Annotated in this window: 21 protein-coding genes; 16 read left to right on the top strand and 5 right to left on the bottom strand. The window is 74.1% G+C overall.

The features are described from left to right. Positions 1 to 1,431 carry a GH1 family beta-glucosidase gene (locus ACYVID_RS01310; RefSeq protein ID WP_460733675.1) on the bottom strand — a complete coding sequence of 477 codons (1,431 nt, stop codon included), beginning with the start codon at positions 1,429 to 1,431 and terminating at the stop codon, positions 1 to 3. Positions 1,432 to 1,502: 71 nt separating this feature from the next. Between ACYVID_RS01310 and ACYVID_RS01305 the strand changes: the two genes are divergently transcribed. Both ACYVID_RS01305 and ACYVID_RS01300 read left to right on the top strand, forming a co-directional pair. Beyond that, positions 1,503 to 2,579 carry a LacI family DNA-binding transcriptional regulator gene (locus ACYVID_RS01305; RefSeq protein WP_460733673.1) on the top strand — a complete coding sequence of 359 codons (1,077 nt, stop codon included), beginning with the start codon at positions 1,503 to 1,505 and terminating at the stop codon, positions 2,577 to 2,579. A 110-nt stretch (positions 2,580 to 2,689) separates the two neighbouring features. Continuing rightward, positions 2,690 to 3,580: a DUF1353 domain-containing protein gene (locus ACYVID_RS01300; RefSeq protein ID WP_460733671.1), complete on the top strand. Its 891-nt coding sequence runs from the start codon at positions 2,690 to 2,692 to the stop codon at positions 3,578 to 3,580. Between the two features lie 17 nt (positions 3,581 to 3,597). Here ACYVID_RS01300 and trhA read toward each other — a convergent pair whose 3' ends face one another. Further along, the gene (gene trhA, locus ACYVID_RS01295) at positions 3,598 to 4,338 is read right to left on the bottom strand and encodes a PAQR family membrane homeostasis protein TrhA (RefSeq protein ID WP_460733669.1); all 741 of its coding nucleotides are present in this window, start codon (positions 4,336 to 4,338) and stop codon (positions 3,598 to 3,600) included. A 338-nt stretch (positions 4,339 to 4,676) separates the two neighbouring features. Here trhA and ACYVID_RS01290 point away from each other — a divergent pair, with 338 nt between their 5' ends. The 3 genes from ACYVID_RS01290 to ACYVID_RS01280 all read left to right on the top strand — a co-directional run bounded on the left by ACYVID_RS01290 (position 4,677) and on the right by ACYVID_RS01280 (position 7,997). Then, positions 4,677 to 5,450 (top strand): isoprenyl transferase, encoded by a 774-nt coding sequence (locus ACYVID_RS01290; protein ID WP_460733667.1) that lies wholly within the window; start codon positions 4,677 to 4,679, stop codon positions 5,448 to 5,450. A gap of 376 nt (positions 5,451 to 5,826) precedes the next feature. Then, positions 5,827 to 7,170 carry a PhoH family protein gene (locus ACYVID_RS01285; protein WP_460734021.1) on the top strand — a complete coding sequence of 448 codons (1,344 nt, stop codon included), beginning with the start codon at positions 5,827 to 5,829 and terminating at the stop codon, positions 7,168 to 7,170. A gap of 182 nt (positions 7,171 to 7,352) precedes the next feature. Continuing rightward, on the top strand, positions 7,353 to 7,997 hold the full coding sequence (locus ACYVID_RS01280) for an aggregation-promoting factor C-terminal-like domain-containing protein (protein ID WP_460733665.1): 645 nt from the start codon (positions 7,353 to 7,355) through the stop codon (positions 7,995 to 7,997). A 9-nt stretch (positions 7,998 to 8,006) separates the two neighbouring features. On the opposite strand, the gene ACYVID_RS01275 is transcribed toward ACYVID_RS01280, so the two are convergent. Continuing rightward, positions 8,007 to 8,384, bottom strand: coding sequence for a hypothetical protein (locus tag ACYVID_RS01275; RefSeq protein ID WP_460733663.1), 378 nt, complete (start codon positions 8,382 to 8,384; stop codon positions 8,007 to 8,009). 50 nt (positions 8,385 to 8,434) lie between these two features. Between ACYVID_RS01275 and ACYVID_RS01270 the strand changes: the two genes are divergently transcribed. Further along, entirely contained in the window at positions 8,435 to 8,896 is a 462-nt protein-coding gene (locus tag ACYVID_RS01270; protein ID WP_460733661.1) for an acyl-CoA thioesterase, read from the top strand. A 21-nt stretch (positions 8,897 to 8,917) separates the two neighbouring features. Here ACYVID_RS01270 and ACYVID_RS01265 read toward each other — a convergent pair whose 3' ends face one another. After that, positions 8,918 to 10,318, bottom strand: a complete 1,401-nt coding sequence (locus ACYVID_RS01265) for a class II fumarate hydratase (protein WP_460733659.1) — start codon at positions 10,316 to 10,318, stop codon at positions 8,918 to 8,920. Positions 10,319 to 10,411: 93 nt separating this feature from the next. Between ACYVID_RS01265 and ACYVID_RS01260 the strand changes: the two genes are divergently transcribed. The 3 genes from ACYVID_RS01260 (at position 10,412) to ACYVID_RS01250 (ending at position 12,744) form a co-directional block, all read left to right on the top strand. Continuing rightward, positions 10,412 to 11,815: an O-antigen ligase family protein gene (locus tag ACYVID_RS01260; RefSeq protein WP_460733657.1), complete on the top strand. Its 1,404-nt coding sequence runs from the start codon at positions 10,412 to 10,414 to the stop codon at positions 11,813 to 11,815. Between the two features lie 24 nt (positions 11,816 to 11,839). Next, positions 11,840 to 12,400 carry a hypothetical protein gene (locus tag ACYVID_RS01255; protein WP_460733655.1) on the top strand — a complete coding sequence of 187 codons (561 nt, stop codon included), beginning with the start codon at positions 11,840 to 11,842 and terminating at the stop codon, positions 12,398 to 12,400. 83 nt (positions 12,401 to 12,483) lie between these two features. Further along, on the top strand, positions 12,484 to 12,744 hold the full coding sequence (locus ACYVID_RS01250) for a hypothetical protein (RefSeq protein ID WP_460733653.1): 261 nt from the start codon (positions 12,484 to 12,486) through the stop codon (positions 12,742 to 12,744). Between the two features lie 87 nt (positions 12,745 to 12,831). Here ACYVID_RS01250 and ACYVID_RS01245 read toward each other — a convergent pair whose 3' ends face one another. Continuing rightward, positions 12,832 to 14,520 (bottom strand): fumarate hydratase, encoded by a 1,689-nt coding sequence (locus ACYVID_RS01245; protein ID WP_460733651.1) that lies wholly within the window; start codon positions 14,518 to 14,520, stop codon positions 12,832 to 12,834. A gap of 180 nt (positions 14,521 to 14,700) precedes the next feature. On the opposite strand from ACYVID_RS01245, the gene ACYVID_RS01240 reads away from it, so the two are divergent. From ACYVID_RS01240 to thiC, 7 genes are read left to right on the top strand one after another with little or no spacing between them, the layout of a single operon-like run. Beyond that, complete coding sequence (locus tag ACYVID_RS01240; protein WP_460733649.1) at positions 14,701 to 15,303, top strand: thiamine phosphate synthase; 603 nt, start codon at positions 14,701 to 14,703, stop codon at positions 15,301 to 15,303. Between the two features lie 8 nt (positions 15,304 to 15,311). Next, complete coding sequence (locus ACYVID_RS01235; protein ID WP_460733647.1) at positions 15,312 to 16,313, top strand: FAD-dependent oxidoreductase; 1,002 nt, start codon at positions 15,312 to 15,314, stop codon at positions 16,311 to 16,313. Then, positions 16,310 to 16,501 (top strand): sulfur carrier protein ThiS, encoded by a 192-nt coding sequence (gene thiS / locus ACYVID_RS01230; RefSeq protein WP_300642260.1) that lies wholly within the window; start codon positions 16,310 to 16,312, stop codon positions 16,499 to 16,501. The genes ACYVID_RS01235 and thiS overlap by 4 nt, the downstream gene beginning before the upstream one ends. After that, positions 16,498 to 17,271 (top strand): thiazole synthase, encoded by a 774-nt coding sequence (locus tag ACYVID_RS01225; protein WP_460733645.1) that lies wholly within the window; start codon positions 16,498 to 16,500, stop codon positions 17,269 to 17,271. Before thiS ends, ACYVID_RS01225 begins: the two co-directional genes overlap by 4 nt. Further along, positions 17,268 to 17,828 (top strand): thiamine phosphate synthase, encoded by a 561-nt coding sequence (locus ACYVID_RS01220; RefSeq protein ID WP_460733643.1) that lies wholly within the window; start codon positions 17,268 to 17,270, stop codon positions 17,826 to 17,828. Before ACYVID_RS01225 ends, ACYVID_RS01220 begins: the two co-directional genes overlap by 4 nt. After that, a complete protein-coding gene (gene thiD, locus ACYVID_RS01215) occupies positions 17,825 to 18,658 on the top strand; it encodes a bifunctional hydroxymethylpyrimidine kinase/phosphomethylpyrimidine kinase (RefSeq protein ID WP_460733641.1) in 834 nt (277 codons plus the stop codon). The genes ACYVID_RS01220 and thiD overlap by 4 nt, the downstream gene beginning before the upstream one ends. Then, positions 18,655 to 20,268, top strand: coding sequence for a phosphomethylpyrimidine synthase ThiC (gene thiC, locus ACYVID_RS01210; RefSeq protein ID WP_460733639.1), 1,614 nt, complete (start codon positions 18,655 to 18,657; stop codon positions 20,266 to 20,268). Before thiD ends, thiC begins: the two co-directional genes overlap by 4 nt. Positions 20,269 to 20,284: the final 16 nt, after the last annotated feature.

Below are 20,284 nucleotides of genomic sequence, written 5' to 3'. Positions count from 1 at the left end.
TCACGACGCGGGGGGCGTCGTCCGCTCCCTCACGGCCTCTGCCAGCCAGTGGTAGGAGGCCTTGGGGGTGCGCGCCTGCGTGGCCGGGTCGATGTGCACGATGCCGAAGGTCTTGGTGTATCCCTCGGCCCACTCGAAGTTGTCCAGCAGGGTCCACACCACGTAGGCCCGCAGGTCGGCGCCGGCGGCGCGGGCCCGCTCGGCGGCGGCCAGGTGGTCGCGCAGGTAGTCGATCCGGTCCGTGTCCTGCACGGTCCCGTCGACGACCTGGGTGTCGGCGCAGGCCGCACCGTTCTCCATCACCAGCACCGGGAGCCCGGTGCGCTCGGCGGTGGTGCGGATCAGCTCGTCGAGGCCGGTGGCGTCGATCTCCCAGCCGATGTCGGTGATCGGCTGGCGCACGACCAGCTCGAAGGGCGCGACGCCGGGGTAGGCGCCGCCCTCGGGGTGGTCGCTGCGTCCCTCGCCGGGCAGGTCCGGGCGCACGGGGGTGTAGTAGTTCAGCCCGACCCAGTCGGCCGAGCCCTGGATGCGCGCGAGGTCGCCCTCGCGGACCAGGTCGGGGTCGGCCAGCTCGGGAGCCACGCGCAGCATGCCCTCGTCGTACGCACCGTCGACCAGGGGGCCCAGCCACACGCGGTTGCGGATCGCATCGACCCCGTCAGCGACGTCCTCGGCCTCGGGACGGGCCGGCCAGATCGGCGCGTTGTTGAGCACGATGCCGACGTCGATCCCGCGACCCGCGGCACCCGCCTGGGCGCGCAGCCGCTCGGCGGCAAGCGCGTGGCCGAGCACGAGGTGGAAGGCGGCGCGGTGCGCCCGGCCGCCCTCGCGGCGTCCCGGGGCGTGCACGCCGGCGGCGTACCCGAGGTAGGCCGCGCACCACGGCTCGTTGTGGGTGGCCCACAGGCCGACGCGGTCACCGAGCCGCGCGGCGACGACCTCGGCGTAGTCGGCGAAGGCCTCGGCGGTCGAGCGCTCGAGCCAGCCGCCCTCGTCCTCCAGCGGCTGGGGCAGGTCCCAGTGGTAGAGCGTGCCGGTGGGCTTGACCCCGCGCTCGAGCAGCGCGTCGACGAGCCGGTCGTAGTAGTCCAGGCCGCGCTGCTCGACCCGGCCACGGCCCTCGGGCACGATGCGCGGCCAAGCGACCGAGAAGCGGTACCAGTCCAGCCCGAGCCCGGCGACCAGGTCGGCGTCCTCGGTGTAGCGGTGGTAGGAGTCGCAGGCCACCGCACCGTCGGAGCCGTCGCGGATCGTGCCCTCGCGCGCGGTGAAGGTGTCCCAGATCGAGGGGCCGCGGCCGTCCTCGTGGATCGCGCCCTCCACCTGGTACGACGCCGTGGCGGTGCCCAGCTCGAGGCGGGAGCCGTCGGGCAGCCGCACCGGCAGGGCGATCGGCGGGCGGGGCGTGGCGTCGGGCGCGGTGCTCATGGGGGCAGCCTAGGCGGAATGGTTTACCGGTCGAAAGAGTGGCCGGCAGGGAGCGGGGGAGGAGGAGCCGGATGACCAGCATCCACGACCTGGCCCGCGAGACCGGGGTGTCGACGGCCACGGTCTCCCGTGCCCTGCGTGGCCTGCCACGGGTCTCGGAGCAGACCCGGGCCAAGGTGATGGAGGCCGCCGTGCGGCTGGGCTACGTGCCGTCGCCGCACGCCGTCGGCCTGGCCAGCGGCGGCCAGACCAGGACCGTGGCCATCGTCGTGCTGTTCGTGACGCGGTGGTTCTTCGCCACGGTCGTGCACGGTGCCGAGCAGGTGCTGCGCGAGCGCGGCTACGACGTGCTGCTCTACAACATCGGTGGCGACCCCGACGCCCGGCGTCGGGTCCTGCTGACCCAGCTGGTCACCAAGCGCGCCGACGCCCTGGTCGTCGTGGGCCTCGGCCCGACGCCGGAGGAGGTGCTGTGGCTCTCCCGCCACGGCATGCCCGTGGTCACGCTCGGCTCGCGGGTGCCCGAGTGGCCCTCGGTGCGGGTGGACGACGACGCCGTGGCCCGCACGGCGGTGCAGCACCTCCTCGACCTCGGGCACCGCCGGATCGCCTACGTCGGCCAGCTGAGCGACGAGGGGCTGGACCTCGCCACCCCGCGCGCGCGGCTCGAGGGCTACCGTGCGACCCTGCGCGCGGCCTGCATCGAGCCCGACCCGCTCCTGGAGCTGGAGGGGCACTTCACGCTGGAGGGCGGGCACGATGCCGGGGTCGAGATGCTGAAGCGACCGTGCCGCCCCACGGCGGTCTTCTGCGCCAGCGACGAGATGGCCTTCGGCGTCATGTACGCCGCCAAGGAGGCCGGCGTGCGGGTGCCCGAGGACCTGTCCGTGGTCGGGGTGGACGACCACGAGATGGCCCACTACGTCGGCCTCACCACCATCCGGCAGCCGGTGCTCCAGCAGGGCCGGGTCGCTGCGCGCCAGATCCTGCAGCTGCTCGAGGGTGAGGACCGCCAAGCGGGCGGCTCCCGCCAGGGCGTCGCGCCCGGCGAGGGCCCCGAGCGCCTGGCCACCCCGGTCGTCGAGCACGTCGAGCTGCCGACCGAGCTGGTCCTGCGCACCTCCACCGCCGCCCCCCGCCCCGACTGATCCCGTTCCGTCCGGGCCGAGCGGGCAGGTCTGGGCGTGCACGCTGCACGGAAGGACCTGCCCGTCCGGCCTCCCCTGGGAGCGGTCGGGGAGGTGGCAGGGTCAGGCGGGTGGAGACGGTCCGGGCCGAGCAGCTGCGCTTCTTCGACGGGGGTACGCCGGAGGAGCCGCCGCGGCGCGACGAGCCGCCCCGGATCGTGCTCGAGCGTCGGGCCCGCGGTGACGAGGAGGTCTTCGCCCTGCTGCGCCGGGTGGGGTACGCCGACCGCCACCTCGGCGAGCTGCTGGTGCCGGCCGACCCGACGCGGTTCACCACCGACCTCACGTCGGTGCCGTCGGTCCTGACCTGGCTGGTCCCGCGCAGCGGCCGGCACCTGCCCGCCGCGCTGGTCCACGACGCACTCGTCGGCGGCCCGGCCGGCCCGGGGGAGTCCGGCGCGGCGTCGTACGTCTCCGAGGGCGGAGTGGTGCTGGACCGGGTCGAGGCGGACCGGGTGTTCCGCGACGCCATGGCCGACACCGGCACCGGGGTGGTGCGGCGGTGGCTGGCCTGGAGCGCGGTCACCCTGGTGACGCTGTGGGTCGCGCCGCCGCGGCCGCGCGGGTGGTACCGCGTCGTCCCCTTCGCCACGCTGCTGCTGGTCGTCTGGCTGGGCTGGTGCGCGACGTGGGACCTGCTGGACGCCCCGGCGCCGCTCGCGCCGGGAGTGCCATGGATCGCCGAGGGCGGCTGGGCGGCCGAGCTGCTGGGCGGGGTCGCCGGCGCCGTGGTCGTCCCGCTCCTGCTCGCGCCGCTGTGGGGACGCTTCGCGCGGGCGGGGGCCGTCCTCGGGGTCGGGCTGGCGGCGCTGCTGCACGTGACCGTCGTCCTGGCGGTCCTGACTGCGGCCTACCAGGTCCTCGAGCGGCTGGTCACCCGCCACCCGACGCTGGCCGCGCGCGCGGGCGCGACGCTCGTGCTGGCCTGCGCCGTGGTCGTCGGGCTCGCGCTGGTGGGCTGAGACGCGGACGCAGGAGGTCAGCGCAGGGCGTACGTCGCCAGCGAGACGCCGACGTAGTGGCTGACGAAGGCCAGGATCGTGAAGGTGTGGAAGACCTCGTGGAAGCCGAACCACTGCGGCGAGGGGTTCGGGCGCTTGAAGCCGTAGACCACGCCGCCGAGGGTGTAGAGCGCACCACCGACCACGATGAGGGTGAAGACCGCGACGCCGGTGCCCATGCCGAGCTCGGTCGCCCCACGGTAGAAGCCCGGGATGAAGAAGACCGCGGCCCAGCCCAGGGCGATGTAGATCGGGGTGTAGAGCCAGCGCGGAGCGTCGGTCCAGAAGACCCGGAAGCCCACGCCGAGCACGGCGCCGGTCCACACGACCGAGAGCAGCACGGTGCGCTGCGTGCCTTCGAGCAGGATCAGCGCGAAGGGCGTGTAGGAGCCGGCGATGAGCAGGAAGATGTTGGAGTGGTCGAAGCGGCGCAGGAACGTCCACGTCCGCGGTGACCAGGTGCCGGTGTGGTAGATCGCCGAGACGCTGAACAGCACCAGCGCGCTGCCGCCGAAGAGGGCCGAGCCGATCTTGGTCTCCGCGGTGGGGGACAGCGCGACGAGCACGATCCCGGCCGCGAGGGTCAGCGGCGCGGTGACCAGGTGCAGCCAGCCGCGGAGCTTGGGCTTGAGCTCGCGCAGCTCCTCGCGCAGGTCCTCCCAGTGCTCGTGGATGGAGTCGACGCGTGCACGGACGGAGTCAGGCACGTGGTGGCTCATGCCCTCCACGGTACCGGGCGGTCACCCTTTCGGGCATTCGTCGCGGAGCGTGACGTGGCTCGCGCGGGCGGCCCGCGGCCACTCGGCTCCGGCGCGGCGGGGAGGGGGCCGTCGGGGGCCGTCGGGGGCCTGCGGGGAGGCTGCCATCGGGGGCCTGCGGGGCTCAGCCTCGGTCCACCGATTCTCGCCTGCTGCGCGACGCCATCCGGGCGCCCTGGCGGCGTTGTCACGCCTCGACGGGCCTGGGGGCCCGCCTTCGGCACTCCGCCTTGCCAGCGCACCCGTCTGGTGCCGCTCGCGACGGCGACAATCGGTAGATCGAGGCTTAACCTGGGTCGGTGGCGGACTGGAAGCGGGGCGTGCGGCGGGTGCTCTACCCGGCGTACGAAGCACGCCTGGTGCGCCGGCTGCCGGAGTCGGTGCCGCGCCACGTCGGGGTGATGCTCGACGGCAACCGGCGGTGGGCCAAGGCCGTGGGACGCGACACCGCGCACGGCCACCGCGCCGGGGCGGCCAACATCGAGCCGCTGCTGGGCTGGTGCGACGAGATCGGTGTCGAGGTGGTCACCCTGTGGCTGCTCTCCACCGACAACCTCAACCGGCCCGCGCACGAGCTCGAGCCGCTGCTCGGCATCATCGCCGACGCGGTGGACTCCCTCGCCGACCAGCGTCGCTGGCGCCTGCACCCCGTCGGCGCCCTCGACCTGCTGCCGGCCGAGACCGCCGAGCGGCTCAAGGCCGCCGCCGAGGCCACCCGTGACGTCGAGGGGACCCTCGTCAACGTCGCCGTCGCATACGGCGGGCGTCGCGAGATCGCCGACGCCGTCCGTTCCCTGCTGTGCGAGGCGGCGGCGGAGGGGCGCTCGATGGAGGACCTCGCCGCCCACGTCGACGTCGACCTGATCGCCGAGCACCTCTACACGAGGGGCCAGCCCGACCCCGACCTGGTCATCCGCACCAGCGGGGAGCAGCGGCTGGGCGGGTTCCTGCTGTGGCAGAGCGCGAAGTCGGAGTTCTACTTCTGCGACGCCTACTGGCCCGACTTCCGCAAGGTCGACTTCCTCCGCGCGGTCCGGGCCTACGCCCAGCGCGAGCGGCGGTTCGGGGCCTGAGTCGCTGAGTCGTGGGTAGTCCGAATCATTTCTGATGCTGAGCGTGCGCTCGGTATCAATCCTGATTCGGAGTACCCCCGCCGCGCCCCCACCCCCGCGCGTCACCCAGCGTTCACACCCCGCACACGGCGTGTCGACCGGGATCGCCCGGGCTGCGGCGTACTTTTCCAAGCACCGGTGAGTGGGGAAGCTCACCGCACCTGGAGGCCCGATCGTGAGCACTCACGACTGCACAGCACAGCAGGCGAACCCCTGCCGTGCGAGCGGAGGCGGGCACTCCCGTCGTCGGGCGTCCCGGTCCCACCGCGTGAGCTAGTGGGGCGGAGCGAGGAGTGCGCGCGCCGGCCCGTGAGGGGTAACCGTGCCGTCCAAGGCCATCGCGTCTCAGCAGTCCGCCTCCCAGGGGAAGAAGTCCCCGCCCCCGCTCGTGCGCACCTACGTGCTCGACACCAGCGTCCTCCTCTCCGACCCCGGCGCGATCCGCCGGTTCGCCGAGCACGAGGTCGTCCTGCCCGTCGTCGTCATCACCGAGCTCGAGGGCAAGCGGCACCACCCGGAGCTGGGCTACTTCGCCCGCACGGCGCTGCGCCACCTCGACGAGCTGCGCGTCCTGCACGGCCGGCTGGACGCACCCGTCCCCATCGGTGACGAGGGCGGCAGCCTGCGCGTGGAGCTCAACCACACCGACCCCGCCGCACTGCCGTCGGGGTTCCGGCTCGGTGACAACGACACGCGCATCCTGGCGGTGGCCAAGAACCTCGCCGACGAGGGCGCCGCGGTCACGCTGGTCTCCAAGGACCTGCCGCTGCGGATCAAGGCCTCCGCGGTCGGCCTGGACGCCGAGGAGTACCGCGGCGAGACCATCTCCGACTCCGACACGGGGTACTCCGGGATGGCGGAGCTGGAGGTGCAGGCCTCCGACCTCGACGAGCTGTACGACGACGGCGTGATCGACCTCGACCAGGCGCGGCAGCTCCCGTGCCACCAGGGGCTGGTGCTGCTCTCCGACCGCGGCACCGCGCTGGCCCGGCTCGGGGCCGACAAGCGGGTGCACCTGGTCCGCGGCGACCGCGAGGCCTTCGGGCTGCACGGTCGCTCCGCGGAGCAGCGGATCGCCCTCGAGCACCTGCTCGACCCGGAGGTCGGCATCGTCTCCCTCGGCGGTCGCGCCGGCACCGGCAAGTCGGCCCTCGCGCTCTGCGCCGGTCTGGAGGCGGTGATGGAGCGCCGCCAGCACAAGAAGGTCGTGGTGTTCCGCCCGCTCTACGCCGTCGGCGGGCAGGAGCTCGGCTACCTCCCCGGCTCGGAGGGGGAGAAGATGTCGCCCTGGGCGCAGGCCGTCTTCGACACCCTCGGTGCCATGACGTCGCGCGACGTCATCGAGGAGGTCCTCGACCGCGGGATGCTCGAGGTGCTCCCGCTGACCCACATCCGCGGCCGGTCGCTGCACGACTCCTTCGTCATCGTCGACGAGGCCCAGAGCCTGGAGCGCAACGTGCTGCTGACCGTGCTCTCGCGCATCGGCGCCAACTCCAAGGTGGTGCTGACCCACGACGTCGCGCAGCGCGACAACCTGCGGGTCGGGCGCCACGACGGCGTCGTCGCGGTGATCGAGAAGCTCAAGGGCCACCCGCTCTTCGCGCACGTGACGCTCACGCGCTCGGAGCGCTCGCCGATCGCAGCCCTGGTCACCGAGATGCTCGAGCACATGGTCGTCTGAGACCCCTCAGGCCTCGGCACGCGCCGGTCCCGCTCCCGCGGGGCCGGCGCGTCGTCGTACGGCGTGGGCCGGCACCGGCCTGTGGACGACGTTTTGCGTCAAACCCACCCGTCAGGCATCGTGACCCTTTCGTGACCTGAGGGTCACGTCATCCCCCGCCGTCGACCCCCTGGTTCCTGCCTGTGTCGAAGCACAAGAAGTACACGCCCAAGCACGCCGCGCCCAAGGCCTCTCGCACCGCTGCCGCGCGCACCGCGGCCCGCACGACGATGGTCGCCTCGGTGGCCGTCACCGCCACCGGTGCGGCCGTCGGCACGGGCATCGTCGTCTCGCCGGTCTCGACCGTCGCCACGCTGGCCGCCGCCGACCCGGCGTCCGAGGCCGGGGTCGTCGTCCCCGCCGCCGCGGGCCGCGAGACCCGCGAGGAGGCGGTCTCCCGCACCGCCGACCGGCGCGGTGCCGCCGACCCCGCCAAGCAGGTCGCCCTGTCCCAGGAGCCCGGCAACGCCGTCACCCGCAGCGAGGACCTCTCCGACGAGGACCCGCGCGACATCGCGCGCGCGCTGCTGCCGACCTACGGCTGGACCGAGCAGTTCTCCTGCCTGGACTCCCTGTGGGTCAGCGAGAGCGACTGGCGCGTCGACGCCGACAACCCGACCTCCTCGGCCTACGGCATCCCCCAGGCCCTGACGGAGCTCCACGACCTGCCGGCCGGCTACATGACCGACGCCGAGGTGCAGATCCGCTGGGGGCTGGACTACATCCAGGACTCCTACGGCAGCCCGTGCAGCGCCTGGTCGTTCAAGCAGGGCAACAACTGGTACTGAGCGGGCGACTCAGCCGCTGACCCGCAGCTTCCGCACGTCCCGGGACTTCGCGCACCCGTCCCTCTCGCCGACCTCGTAGTCCCCGACCACCCGGTACCGGCCGGGTTCGAGGTCCACGCGGAACCGGCGCCGCTCGGCCATCGGCTTGCTCGCGTCGAGCACCTTCTCGCCCGCGGACCGGTCGATCAACCGTAACCGCAGGGTCCCGGAGCACTGCGCGATGTCGCCGGGGACCCTCGTGCGCACCGTGATCACGCCGGTGCCGTCCTCGACCCGGGGCAGCCCGTGGAGGCTGACGTCGGTCTCGGTCGGCGGAGGGATGGCGGCCGCACCCGGTGGAGCGACGAGGCACAGCACGGCCAGCGCCCCGAGGCGCAGGGTTCTCATGCGAGCAGCCTGCCACGCGAGCGCCGCACCGTCCTGGGAACATGTCTCGCGTGAGCGAGGTCTTCGAGTGCGAGATCCAGGCGCGGCTGCGTGACGTCAACCTCGGCGGCCACGTCGACAACGTCGAGGCGATCCGCATCCTCGACGAGGCGCGCATCCTCTTCTTCCGCTACGCCGAGCTGCAGCCTCCGGCCGGGGACCGGCTCGGCCTGCTCGGCGGGCTGCCCGACGGCGTCGTCGAGCTCGTCGGGTCGCAGCGGGTGGACTACCACGCGGAGATGCGCTTCGCGGCGTACACCTCCTTCCGCGTGCGGCTCTGGGTCACCCGCGTCGGCCGCTCCTCCTTCACGGTCGCCTCGCAGCTGCGCGTCGCCGCGGACCACGCGCCGGCAATCGTCGCGGAGACCTCGTGCGTGCTGTGGGACCACCGCACCAACGCCTCGTGGGCGATGACCGAGGAGGTCCGCGCCACGCTGCAGAGGTACGCCGGGGAGCCGGTCGGCCTGCGCTGAGGCCGGCGCTCCCGGGGCCGCTCAGCGGCCGGTCATTGCGTCCACGTCGAGGGCCGCGTCGAGCTCGGCCTCGGTGAGGTCCCCGCGCTCGACGTAGCCCATGGCCAGCACCTGCTCGCGGATGGTGCGGCCCTCGGCGAGCGCGGCCTTGGCGATCTTCGCGGCCTCCTCGTAGCCGAGGTGCTTGTTGAGCGGCGTGACGACCGAGGGCGAGGACTCGGCATAGGTGCGCATGCGCTCGGCGTCGGCGGTGATGCCGTCGATGCAGCGGGTGGCCAGCACACGGGTGGAGGCGGCGAGCAGCCGCACCGACTCCAGGACGTTGCGGGCGATGACGGGCATCGCGACGTTGAGCTCGAAGGAGCCGCTGGCGCCGGCGGCGGTGACGGCCGCGTCGTTGCCGATGACCTGGAAGCAGACCATGAGGGTCGCCTCAGGCAGGACCGGGTTCACCTTGCCCGGCATGATGCTCGAGCCCGGTTGGAGGTCGGGCAGGTGGATCTCGGCCAGGCCGGTCGTCGGGCCGGAGGACATCCAGCGCAGGTCGTTGCAGACCTTGGTCAGCCCGACCGCGATCGTGCGCAGGACGCCGGACAGCTCCACGAGCGAGTCGCGGGTGCCCTGGGCCTCGAGGTGGTTGCGGGCCTCGGTGAAGGGCTGACCGGTGCGCTCGCCGAGCAGCTCGATCGCCCGGGCGGCGAACCCGTCCGGGGCGTTGATGCCGGTGCCGACCGCGGTGCCGCCCAGGGGCAGCTCGCGGACGCGGGGGAGCACGGAGTGCAGCCGCTCGCCGGCGTACCTCACCGTGGCGGCGTACGCCGAGAACTCCTGCCCCAGCGTCACCGGGGTGGCGTCCATGAGGTGCGTGCGTCCGGCCTTGACCAGGTCGGCGAACTCCTCGGCCTTGGCCTCCAGCGAGCCCGCCAGCACGTCCAGGGCAGGGAGCAGGTCGCCCGTGACCGCGAGGGTCGCCGCGACGTGGATCGCGGTGGGGAAGGTGTCGTTGCTGGACTGGCTGGCGTTGACGTGGTCGTTGGGGTGGACCTGCGTCCCCGCGCGGGCCGCGAGGGTGGCGACGACCTCGTTGGCGTTCATGTTGGAGCTGGTGCCCGAGCCCGTCTGGAAGACGTCGACCGGGAAGGCGTCGTCGTGCTCCCCCGCGGCCACGGCGCTCGCCGCCGTCACGATCGCCCCCACCTGCTCCTCGGTGAGCACCCCGAGCTCGCCGTTCGCCAGCGCCGCGGCCGCCTTGACGTGCCCCAGCGCGTGCACGAGCGCGGGCTCGATCGGGGTGCCGCTGATCGGGAAGTTCTCGACCGCGCGCTGGGTCTGGGCCCGCCACAACGCCTGCGCCGGCACCTGCACCTCTCCCATCGAGTCGTGCTCGGTGCGGAACTCCCGGTCCTCACGCTCACTGCTCATGCCGCCGACGCTAGTGCGGTCGTGGCCGGTCGCCGCACGCGCGGAGGGGTGAGGGCGGTCAAGTCGCGGTCCGCGACGTCCGAGACACCGGACGTGACCCTGCTCGACACCGGGACCGACCTGGCACCAGCGCCGCAGCCCCACGCGCCCGCGCGCCGGCACCTCCGCACCGCCCGGCGCCACCTGCCGGACGCGGTCGCGGTGGCCGGGCTCGCCTGGTGGGCGACGTACCTCACCTGGGGGACCGGTGGGCGCGAGCCGCACGTGCTCTCGGTCGGGTGCGCGCTGGCCGCCCTCGGCTGGCTGCTGGTCCGGCCGGACCGGGTGCTGCGCCGACCGGTGATGCTCCTGGGTCACGCGCTCTCGCTCGGTGCCGTCGCGGTCGTGCTCACCGCGCCCACCGGTCTCGCCGGCCGCGACGACGCGGCGGCCTGGGTGCTCACCGCCCAGACCGGGCTCCTGCTGCTGGCCTGGGCTCGCGACGACGTACGCCGCCTCGTGCTGCTCACCGCACTGCTGGGCGCCGGTGGCGCGCAGTTCGCGCAGGGCTGGCTGCCCTGGTGGGGGGCGCAGGACCCCGAGAGGCTGTTCCAGGGGACGTTCTACTGGCACAACCAGGTCGGCATCTTCCTGGCCGCCTCGGCGGTGCTGGCGCTGGCCACCCTCGCCGAGGGCGGCCGGCTCGCGCGGCTCGGCTGGGTCGTGGCGCCGCTGGCCGTCGCCGGGACGCTCTTCACCACCAGCCGGGGCTCGCAGCTGGCGCTGCTCCTCGGCGCCGTCCTGCTGCTCGCCCTCGCCGGCCGCTCGGTCGCCCCGCGGCTGCGCGTGCTGGGTGGCCTGGCCCTGGGGTGGGCGACGAGCTGGGTGCTGACGGGGCCGCCGTTCTTCGACGAGCGGGTGGCCCCGACGGCCGGCACGGCGGCGCGCTCCGAGAGCTTCGTCGACAACGGCGTCACCCGGGTCGAGGACTGGGCTGCGGCCTGGGACGTCTTCGCCCGCTGGCCGCTCACGGGTGGCGGGTTCGACGGCTTCCGGGCCGGCACCGTCGCGGCCGAGGTGGGGGAGCGGGCGGGGGCGACGGCTTACGCGCACAACGGCTACCTCCAGGCGCTCTCCGACGGCGGGCTGCTGCTGGCGCTGCCGCTGCTCGGGGTGCTCGCCACCGTGGCGTGGACGGTGGCGCGCGCGCTGCCCGCCGCCGTACGGCGCGGGGACCTCACGCAGGTCGGCGCGGCGGTGACGCTGCTGGTCCTGGGCCTGCACTCCGGCATGGACTTCGACTGGGCCTACCCGAGCCTGCTGCTCATGGTGCCGCTCGTCGCCGCGCTCGCCCTGCCGCCGGGCACCGGGGCGGTCGACCCGGCGGCCGCCGGCAGCCACCGGCGTGCTCACCGGGGGCGGTCGGTCGTGGTGCCGCTCGCGCCTGCCCTGCTCCTGGTGGCCGCCGCCGTCGCGGCCTGGGGCGGCGGGCTGTCGCACAACGCGCCGCTGGGATGAGCCGCTGCTCCGTACTCTCGGAGCGTGAACGCCTGGCTCGACGGACTCAGCACCCTGGAGGTGCTGCTCCTGGTCCTGACCGTCGTGGTCGGCGGCTCGATCGCCTCGGCGATCGTCGGGGCCCTGCTGGTGCGGATGGGGATGCACCGGCCCTGGGTCGTGCGCCGCGCGAGCCAGCTGGCCTACAAGCTGCTCGGCCTCATCAAGCGCCCGTTGACGATCGTCGTGCTCGACGAGGTGGTCGCGGTGATCCGGACCGGGCACTACACCAAGAACATCTCCGACGCGCTCGTCGAGAACCACGACGAGCTGAAGGCGCTGGCGCTCGAGAAGGTGCGGGCCGACCCCAACCTGCGCCTGGTCAGCCGGTTCCCCGGCTACGACACGCTGGTCTCGGAGGTCTCCGAGACCGTCCTGCGGGTCGTGGTCGACATGCTGGGCGACCCGCGCATGGACGAGCTGGTCTCCGACCTGCTGCGCAACAACCTCGAGCAGATCCGGGTCGCCGTGCGCGAGCGCGAGCACGAGGCCGTGGGGGACCACCCGCCGCCGGACCCGGTGCCCCCCGGCGCGCCTCGCCGCTGACGGCGTACGCCGTCCCTGCTCGTCCCCGGCGCTCGACCGGTCGGGTGAACGGACCGCGACTCCCGCGGACTACGTTCGGGGGCATGAGCGAGCGCGAGGACGACCGGCGGCACGAGCGGCAGCAGGACGGCCGGGAGCAGGCGCAGCGCGAGCCCGCGGAGCAGTCCGACGGCCGCGAGGGCCAGGCGTCCGAGGGCCAGGTCTCGGAGGTGGGCAACCTCGAGCGCGCCGACGAGCCGATCAGCGACGACCAGGCGGTCGCCGGTCAGCCCGACGGCGAGTCCGGCAGGGTCGACGAGGGCCCCACCGGCCCCAACGCCCGGTCCGGCTCGAACAGGAACTGACCCGCACCAGCACGTCCACGCCGACTCGGCGCTGGTTCGAGGCTGACTCGGCGCCGGTTCGGGGTGACCCGGCGCCGGTGCGACCGGCTACTCCGCCGAACGCACCCGGATGCCCGAGATCGGCACCGTCACCGCGCCCGAGGGGTCGGTGAAGAAGTCGTTGCCCTTGTCGTCGACGACGATGAAGGCCGGGAAGTCCTCGACCTCGATCTTCCAGACCGCCTCCATGCCGAGCTCGGGGTACTCCAGCACCTCGACCGACTTGATGCAGTCCTGGGCCAGCCGGGCGGCGGGGCCGCCGATCGAGCCGAGGTAGAACCCGCCGTGCTCGGCGCAGGACTCGGTGACGACCCTGGAGCGGTTGCCCTTGGCCAGCATCACCATCGAGCCGCCCGCCGCCTGGAAGGACTGCACGTAGGAGTCCATCCGGCCCGCCGTCGTGGGACCGAAGGAGCCCGACGCGTAGCCCTCGGGGGTCTTGGCCGGGCCGGCGTAGTAGACCGCGTGGTCCTTCATGTACTGCGGCATGTCCTCGCCCGCGTCGAGCCGCTCCTGGATCTTGGCGTGCGCGATGTCGCGCGCCACCACGAGCGGGCCGGTCAGCGAGAGCCGGGTCTTGACCGGGTGCTGCGACAGCGTGGCCAGGATGTCGGCCATCGGCTGGTTGAGGTCGATGCGCACGACGTCGTCCTCCGACGCCGACAGCGCCTCGTCGGTGGTGTCGGGGAGGTACTTCGCCGGGTCGGTCTCGAGCTGCTCGAGGAAGACACCCTCGGCGGTGATCTTGCCCAGCGCCTGCCGGTCGGCGGAGCAGGAGACGGCGATCGCGACCGGGCACGAGGCGCCGTGGCGCGGCAGCCGGACGACGCGGACGTCGTGGCAGAAGTACTTGCCGCCGAACTGGGCACCGATGCCGAAGGACTGGGTCAGCTTGAAGACCTCCTCCTCCAGCTCGAGGTCGCGGAAGCCGTGGGCGTCCATCGACCCCTCGGTCGGGAGGTTGTCCAGGTAGTGCGCCGAGGCGTACTTCGCGGTCTTCAGCGCGAACTCCGCGCTCGTCCCGCCGATGACGACGGCCAGGTGGTACGGCGGGCACGCGGCCGTCCCGAGCGAGCGGATCTTCTCGTCGAGGAACTCCAGCATCCGCTTGGGGTTGAGGATCGCCTTGGTCTCCTGGAACAGGAACGACTTGTTGGCCGACCCGCCGCCCTTGGCCATGAAGAGGAACTTGTACTCCGGACCCTTCGGGCCCTCGGCGGTGGAGTAGATCTCGATCTGGGCCGGCAGGTTCGTGCCGGTGTTCTTCTCGTCGTACGTCGTCAGCGGGGCGAGCTGGGAGTAGCGCAGGTTCAGCTTGGTGTACGCGTCGTAGACGCCCTTGCTGATCGCCTCGCCGTCCTCGGCCCCGGTCAGGACGCCCTCGGACTTCTTGCCCATGACTATCGCGGTGCCGGTGTCCTGGCACATCGGCAGCACGCCGCCGGCGGAGATGTTGACGTTCTTGAGCAGGTCGGTCGCCACGAAGCGGTCGTTCCCCGACGCCTCGGGGTCGTCGATGATCCTGCGCAGCTGCGCGAGGTGCGCGGGCCGCAGGTAGTGGGAGATGTCGTGCATCGCCTCGGCCGTCAGCCGCCGGATCGCCTCGGGGTCGACCTTGAGGAACGTGCGCCCGTCGACCTCCACGGTCGAGACGCCCTCGGTCGTGATCAGCCGGTAGGGCGTGTCGTCCTGGCCGGTGGGGAGGAGGTCGGAGTACCGGAACTCTGCGTCAGCCACGAGTGCTGAGCCTACGCCGGTGGGTCGCACGACCCCTTGACGGCCCGCACCCCGGGCGCGCTACCGTTCCGATCGTCCACCACGGGAGCTCGCGGCAGCGGGCTGAGAGGGAGCTGGGGCCGCTCCGACCGTCGAACCTGATCCGGGTAAAGCCGGCGAAGGAAGCGTCAGGAGCACCCCTTGCTGCACCGTCCCCTCCCCAGGCTGTTCGTGCTGGTCGGACCCGACCACGACCTGGCCCTGCTGCCCGGTCTCGTCCGCGCCGGCGTCGCCGGCTTCCAGGTGCGGGACAAGACCGGCAGCGACCGCGCCTGCCTCGCCCTGGTCGAGTGCGTCCTGGAGTCCGTACGCCCCCTCGGTGCGCTCGTCGTCGTCGACGACCGCCTCGACGTCGCGCTGGCGAGTGGCGCTGATGGTGTCCACCTGGGTGCCGAGGACCTCCCGGTCACCGTCGCCCGGCGCCTGGCGCCCGACCTCGTCGTCGGGGCCACGTGCCGCGATGCTGCGGCGGTCGCCCGGGCCGGCGCGGACGGCGCCGACTACGCCGGCCTGGGGCCGCTGCACGCCACGACGACCAAGAGCGGCCTGCCCGCGCCCCTCGGGCCGGCAGCGCTGCGGGCAGCCGCCGGGGGGCTGCCCCTCGTCGCGATCGGCGGCCTCGACCCCGACCGCGCCCGCGAGGCCCGGGCTCACGGCGCCCACGGCGCGGCCGTGCTGGCCGCGGTGTGGGCGGCCGCGGACCCGCTGGCCGCTGCCCGGGAGCTGGTCGCCGCGGTCGCCTGAGGGGCGTCGTGTCCACACGACTGCGGGTGCGGGTGCGCGGCGCCGGCATCGTCGGGCTCGCCGTGGCCGCGGAGCTGCTGCGTCGCGGCCACGAGGTCGAGGTCGTCGACCGGGCCCCTGGCTCGGGGGCCTCGGGCGTCGCCGCGGGGATGCTCGCGCCGGCCGCCGAGGCGACCTGGGCGGCGCCGGGCGTCCTCGAGCTGGGCCGGCGCAGCCTCGGGCTCTGGCCGCGCTTCGCAGCCCTCCTCGGGGTCGCCCTGCCGCGCGGCGGCACGCTGCTGGTCGGCCACGACCACGGCGACCTGCTCGACGTACGTCGTCAGGCGACGCTGCTCGACCGGCCCGCCGAGGCCCTGGACCCCGACGCCCTGCGCGACCTGGAGCCCGGCCTCGGCCGGGTCGCCGGCGGCCTGCTGCTGCCCGACGACCACCGGGTCGACCCGCGGGAGGTGCTGGCGGCCCTGGCCGCCCGGGTGCCGGTCGTGCCCTCACCGGGCGGCCGGGCACCCGACGTGACGGTGCTCGCCACGGGGGCCCGCCTGCCCGCGCCGTACTCGGGCCTGGTGCGGCCGGTGCGCGGAGAGGTCCTGCGCCTGTGCGTCGCCGAGCCGCCGGGGCGCACGGTGCGCGGCTGGGTGGCGGGGGAGCCGGTCTACGTGGTCCCGAGGCCCGGTGGCGAGGTGGTCGTCGGCGCCACCGTCGAGGAGCACGACGGACCACCCGTGGTGACCGCGGAGGGAGTGCGTCGGCTGCTGAGCGCCGCCACGACCCTGCTCCCCGGCCTCGACCGGGCCGAGGTCGTCGAGCTCGCCGCTCGCGACCGGCCCGGGACCGTCGACGACCTGCCGCTGGTGGGTCCCACGCTCGACCCGTCGGTCGTCCTGGCCGCCGGCCACTTCCGGCACGGGGTGCTGCTCGCGCCCCTGACCGCGCAGCTGGTCGCCGACCACCTCGAGCACGGGTCCGTGCACCCCCTCACCGATCCCCGACGTCTCCTGGAGGAGCGATGACGCAGATCCACCTCAACGGCGAGCCGGTGCGGCTGCCCGACGACGTGACCGTCCGTGACCTGGTCCCGGACCCGGAAGGGGTTGCCGTCGCCGTGGAGGGGGCCGTGGTGCCCCGTGCCGAGCACGCCGTACGTCGGCTGCGCGACGGCGACCGGGTCGAGGTCGTGACGGCGGTGCAGGGCGGGTGAGCGGTGCGACGTGGGCCCTCGCGGGCGAGCAGCTCGAGTCCCGGCTGCTGCTCGGCACCGGCGGCCTGCCCCACCTGGCGCTGCTCCCGGACCTGCTGGCCGCTGCCCGTCCCGCGGCGGTGACGGTCTCGGTGCGGCGCACGTCGTCGTCCGCGGCCGGCGGCCTGCTCCCGCTGCTGCGCGAGCACGGCGTGCGGGTGCTCCCCAACACCGCCGGCTGCCGCTCGGCCCACGAGGCGGTGCTGACCGCGGGCCTGGCGCGAGAGGCGCTCGGCACCGACTGGGTCAAGCTCGAGGTCATCGGGGACGAGGCCAGCCTGCTGCCCGACGCGGTGGAGCTCCTCACCGCGGCACGCGAGCTCGTCGGCCAGGGCTTCACCGTGCTGCCCTACACCACCGCCGACCCGGTGCTCGCGCGACGACTGGTCGACGTCGGCTGCGCGGCGGTCATGCCGCTCGGCTCGCCGATCGGGTCCGGGCTGGGGGTGCTGGACCCCCTCGCGATCGAGGCGGTGGTCGCCGCCGTCGACGTCCCGGTCGTGCTCGACGCCGGCATCGGCACTGCCAGCGACGCGGCCCTGGCGCTGGAGCTCGGCTGCACCGCGGTGCTGGCGGCCAGCGCCGTCACCCGCGCTGCGGACCCGGTGCGGATGGGCGCCGCGCTGGCAACGGCGGTCGAGGCCGGCCGGCTGGCAGCCGGGGCAGGACGCATCCCGCGTCGCGCCCATGCTCGTGCCTCCAGCCCGCTCGTCGGACGGGTGGGCACGTGACGCGGCTGCTGCTCCTCACCGATCGTGCCCAGCTGCGGCTGGGCCGCGGGCTGGTGCGTACCGTCGCGGAGTGCGTCGCCGAGGGGCTCGGGACCGTCGTGGTGCGCGAGCACGACCTGCCCGAGGCTGCCTGGTCGGCCCTGGTCGAGCGCCTGGGAACGATCCCCGGGCTCGAGGTGCTGACCTCGCGCCGGCGGCACCCGGGGGCCGCGGGCGTGCACCTGGCCGCGCACCAACCGGTGCCCGCCCCGGGGAGTCGCCACGGCCGTTCCTGCCACGGACTCGAGGACCTGCGCGTGGCCGCCGCGCAGGGGGCGCGGTGGGCGACGTTGTCGCCCTGGGCGCCGAGCCCCAGTAAGCCCGGCCACGGCCCGTCGGTGGACCCGGCCTGGTTCGCGCGGGCGCCGCTGCCGACGTACGCGCTCGGGGGGATCGACCACCGCAACGCGGCCGACGCCCTCGCCGCCGGGGCGAGCGGCGTGGCGGTCATGGGGGCGGTCATGCGCGCCGCGGACCCGGCCGCCGAGGTGGCCCGGCTGCTGCAGGTGCTGCGATGACCACCCCGCCCGTCGCGCTCTCGGTCGCCGGCACCGACTCCGGCGGTGCGGCCGGCCTGGCCGCCGACCTCACCACCTTCGCCGCTCTCGGCGTGCACGGCGCCTGCGTCGTCACCGCGGTGACGGCCCAGGACACGACCGGAGTCCGGTCGGTCCTCCGCGTGCCCCTCGCGGAGGTCGCCGCGCAGCTCGACGCGGTCCTCGACGACCTGCCGGTGGCGGCGGCCAAGACCGGGATGCTCGGCGACCCCGCGGTCGTCGAGCTGGTGGCACACCGGCTCGGGGGCGACCGCGCGCGGCCGCTGGTCGTCGACCCGGTGCTCGTCGCCACCAGCGGGGCGGTGCTCGGTGACGCGGCCGTGGCCGCCGCCTACGCACGGGTCCTGCTGCCGGTCGCCGCACTCGCCACCCCCAACCACGACGAGGCGCGCGCCCTGCTCGGCCGCGACCTGCCACCACGCGAGTCGGCCGCCGCGCTGGCCGACACGGGATGCACCGTGCTGCTGACCGGCGGCGACGGTGCCGGCGAGGGTGCCGGGGAGCCGGGCGCCGGGGTGACCGACTGGTGGGCCGAGCCCGGCCTCGCGCCGGTGCCGCTGGCCCACGTGGCGGTGGCCACCCACAACGACCACGGCACCGGGTGCACCCACAGTGCCGCCCTCGCGGCGCTGCTCGCCGGGGGCGGCTCCGCGCGCACCGCCGCCGAGCAGGCGGCCGCCCTGGTCACCGAGCGGCTGCGCGCCGGCCGCGACTGGCGGCTGGGCCGCGGCCGCGGCCCTGTCCCGCACATCGACCTGACCATCCGCCACCCACCCCAGGAGAGAGCATGACCGACACCCACCCCTCCGACCCGAAGCCCGCCGCGCTGCACCCCTCGCACGAACGGGTGCTCGTCGACCACGACGGCGTGCAGGTCCCCGTGACCCGGGTGCACCTGACCAACGGCGAGAGCTTCGACCGCTACACGACCGCCGGTCCCGAGCCCCGGCCCGACGGCACGCTGCCGCCGCTGCGCGAGCCGTGGCTGCGGTCGCGCGGGGGAAGCCTCGTCACGCAGCTGGCACTGGCGCGCGCGGGGGTGGTCAGCGAGGAGATGCGCTACGCCGCCGCCCGCGAGGGCTGCGACGTCGAGCTGGTGCGCAGCGAGGTGGCCGCCGGGCGCGCGATCATCCCTGCCAACGTGCGGCACCCCGAGCTGGAACCGATGGTCATCGGCCGTCGGTTCCTGGTGAAGATCAATGCCAACATCGGCACCAGTGCGGTCACCTCCGACACCGCCGGGGAGGTCGAGAAGCTCGCCTGGGCCGTGCGCTGGGGCGCGGACACGGTCATGGACCTCTCGACCGGGCCCGGCATCCACGCCACCCGCGAGGCGGTGCTGCGGGCGTCACCGGTCCCGATCGGGACGGTCCCGATCTACCAGGCCCTGGAGAAGGTCGGCGGTGACGCGGCCCGGCTGTCGTGGGGGGTCTACCGCGACACGGTGCTGGAGCAGTGCGAGCAGGGCGTGGACTACATGACCGTGCACGCCGGGGTGCTGCTGCGGCACGTCCCGCTGACCGTCGACCGGGTCACGGGGATCGTCTCCCGCGGGGGATCGATCATGGCGGGCTGGTGCCTGGCCCACCACGAGGAGAACTTCCTGTACACGCACTTCGACGAGCTCTGCGAGCTGCTGGCGGCCTACGACGTGTCCTTCTCCCTCGGTGACGGGCTGCGCCCCGGGTGTCTCGCCGACGCCAACGACCCGGCCCAGCTGGCCGAGCTGCGCACACTCGCGGAGCTGACCGAACGGGCCTGGGCCCACGACGTGCAGGTCATGGTGGAAGGGCCCGGCCACGTGCCGCTGGACCTCGTGGAGGAGAACGTCCGGCTCCAGCAGGAGTGGTGCCATGGCGCGCCGTTCTACACCCTCGGCCCGCTGGCCACGGACGTGGCGCCCGGCTACGACCACATCACCTCCGCCATCGGTGCCGCGACCATCGCCGCGCACGGGACGGCGATGCTCTGCTATGTCACCCCCAAGGAGCACCTCGGGCTGCCGGACCGCGACGACGTGCGCACCGGCGTGGTGACCTACAAGCTCGCCGCCCACGCCGCGGACGTCGCCAAGGGCCACCCGCGCGCCCGGGAGTGGGACGACGCGCTCTCGCGTGCGCGCTTCGAGTTCCGCTGGCACGACCAGTTCGCGCTGTCCCTGGACCCGCCGCTGGCCCAGGAGTACCACGACGAGACGCTGCCGGCCGAGGCCGCCAAGACCGCGCACTTCTGCTCGATGTGTGGGCCGAAGTTCTGCTCGATGCGGATCAGCCAGGAGGTGCGCGAGGCCTACCGGGAGCGGTCGGCGCAGTTCGTCGAGCTCGGTTCCAGCGTGTACGTCGATGCCGAGCGACCCGGCAGCGACCGGACTGTGCAAGCGCTTACGCCTGGGCTAGGGTGACCTGCGTCACTTCACG

Source organism: Nocardioides ginkgobilobae, from assembly GCF_054781275.1.
The sequence above is the reverse complement of the archived record's forward strand: the minus strand, read 5'-3'. Positions and strand labels throughout refer to the sequence as shown.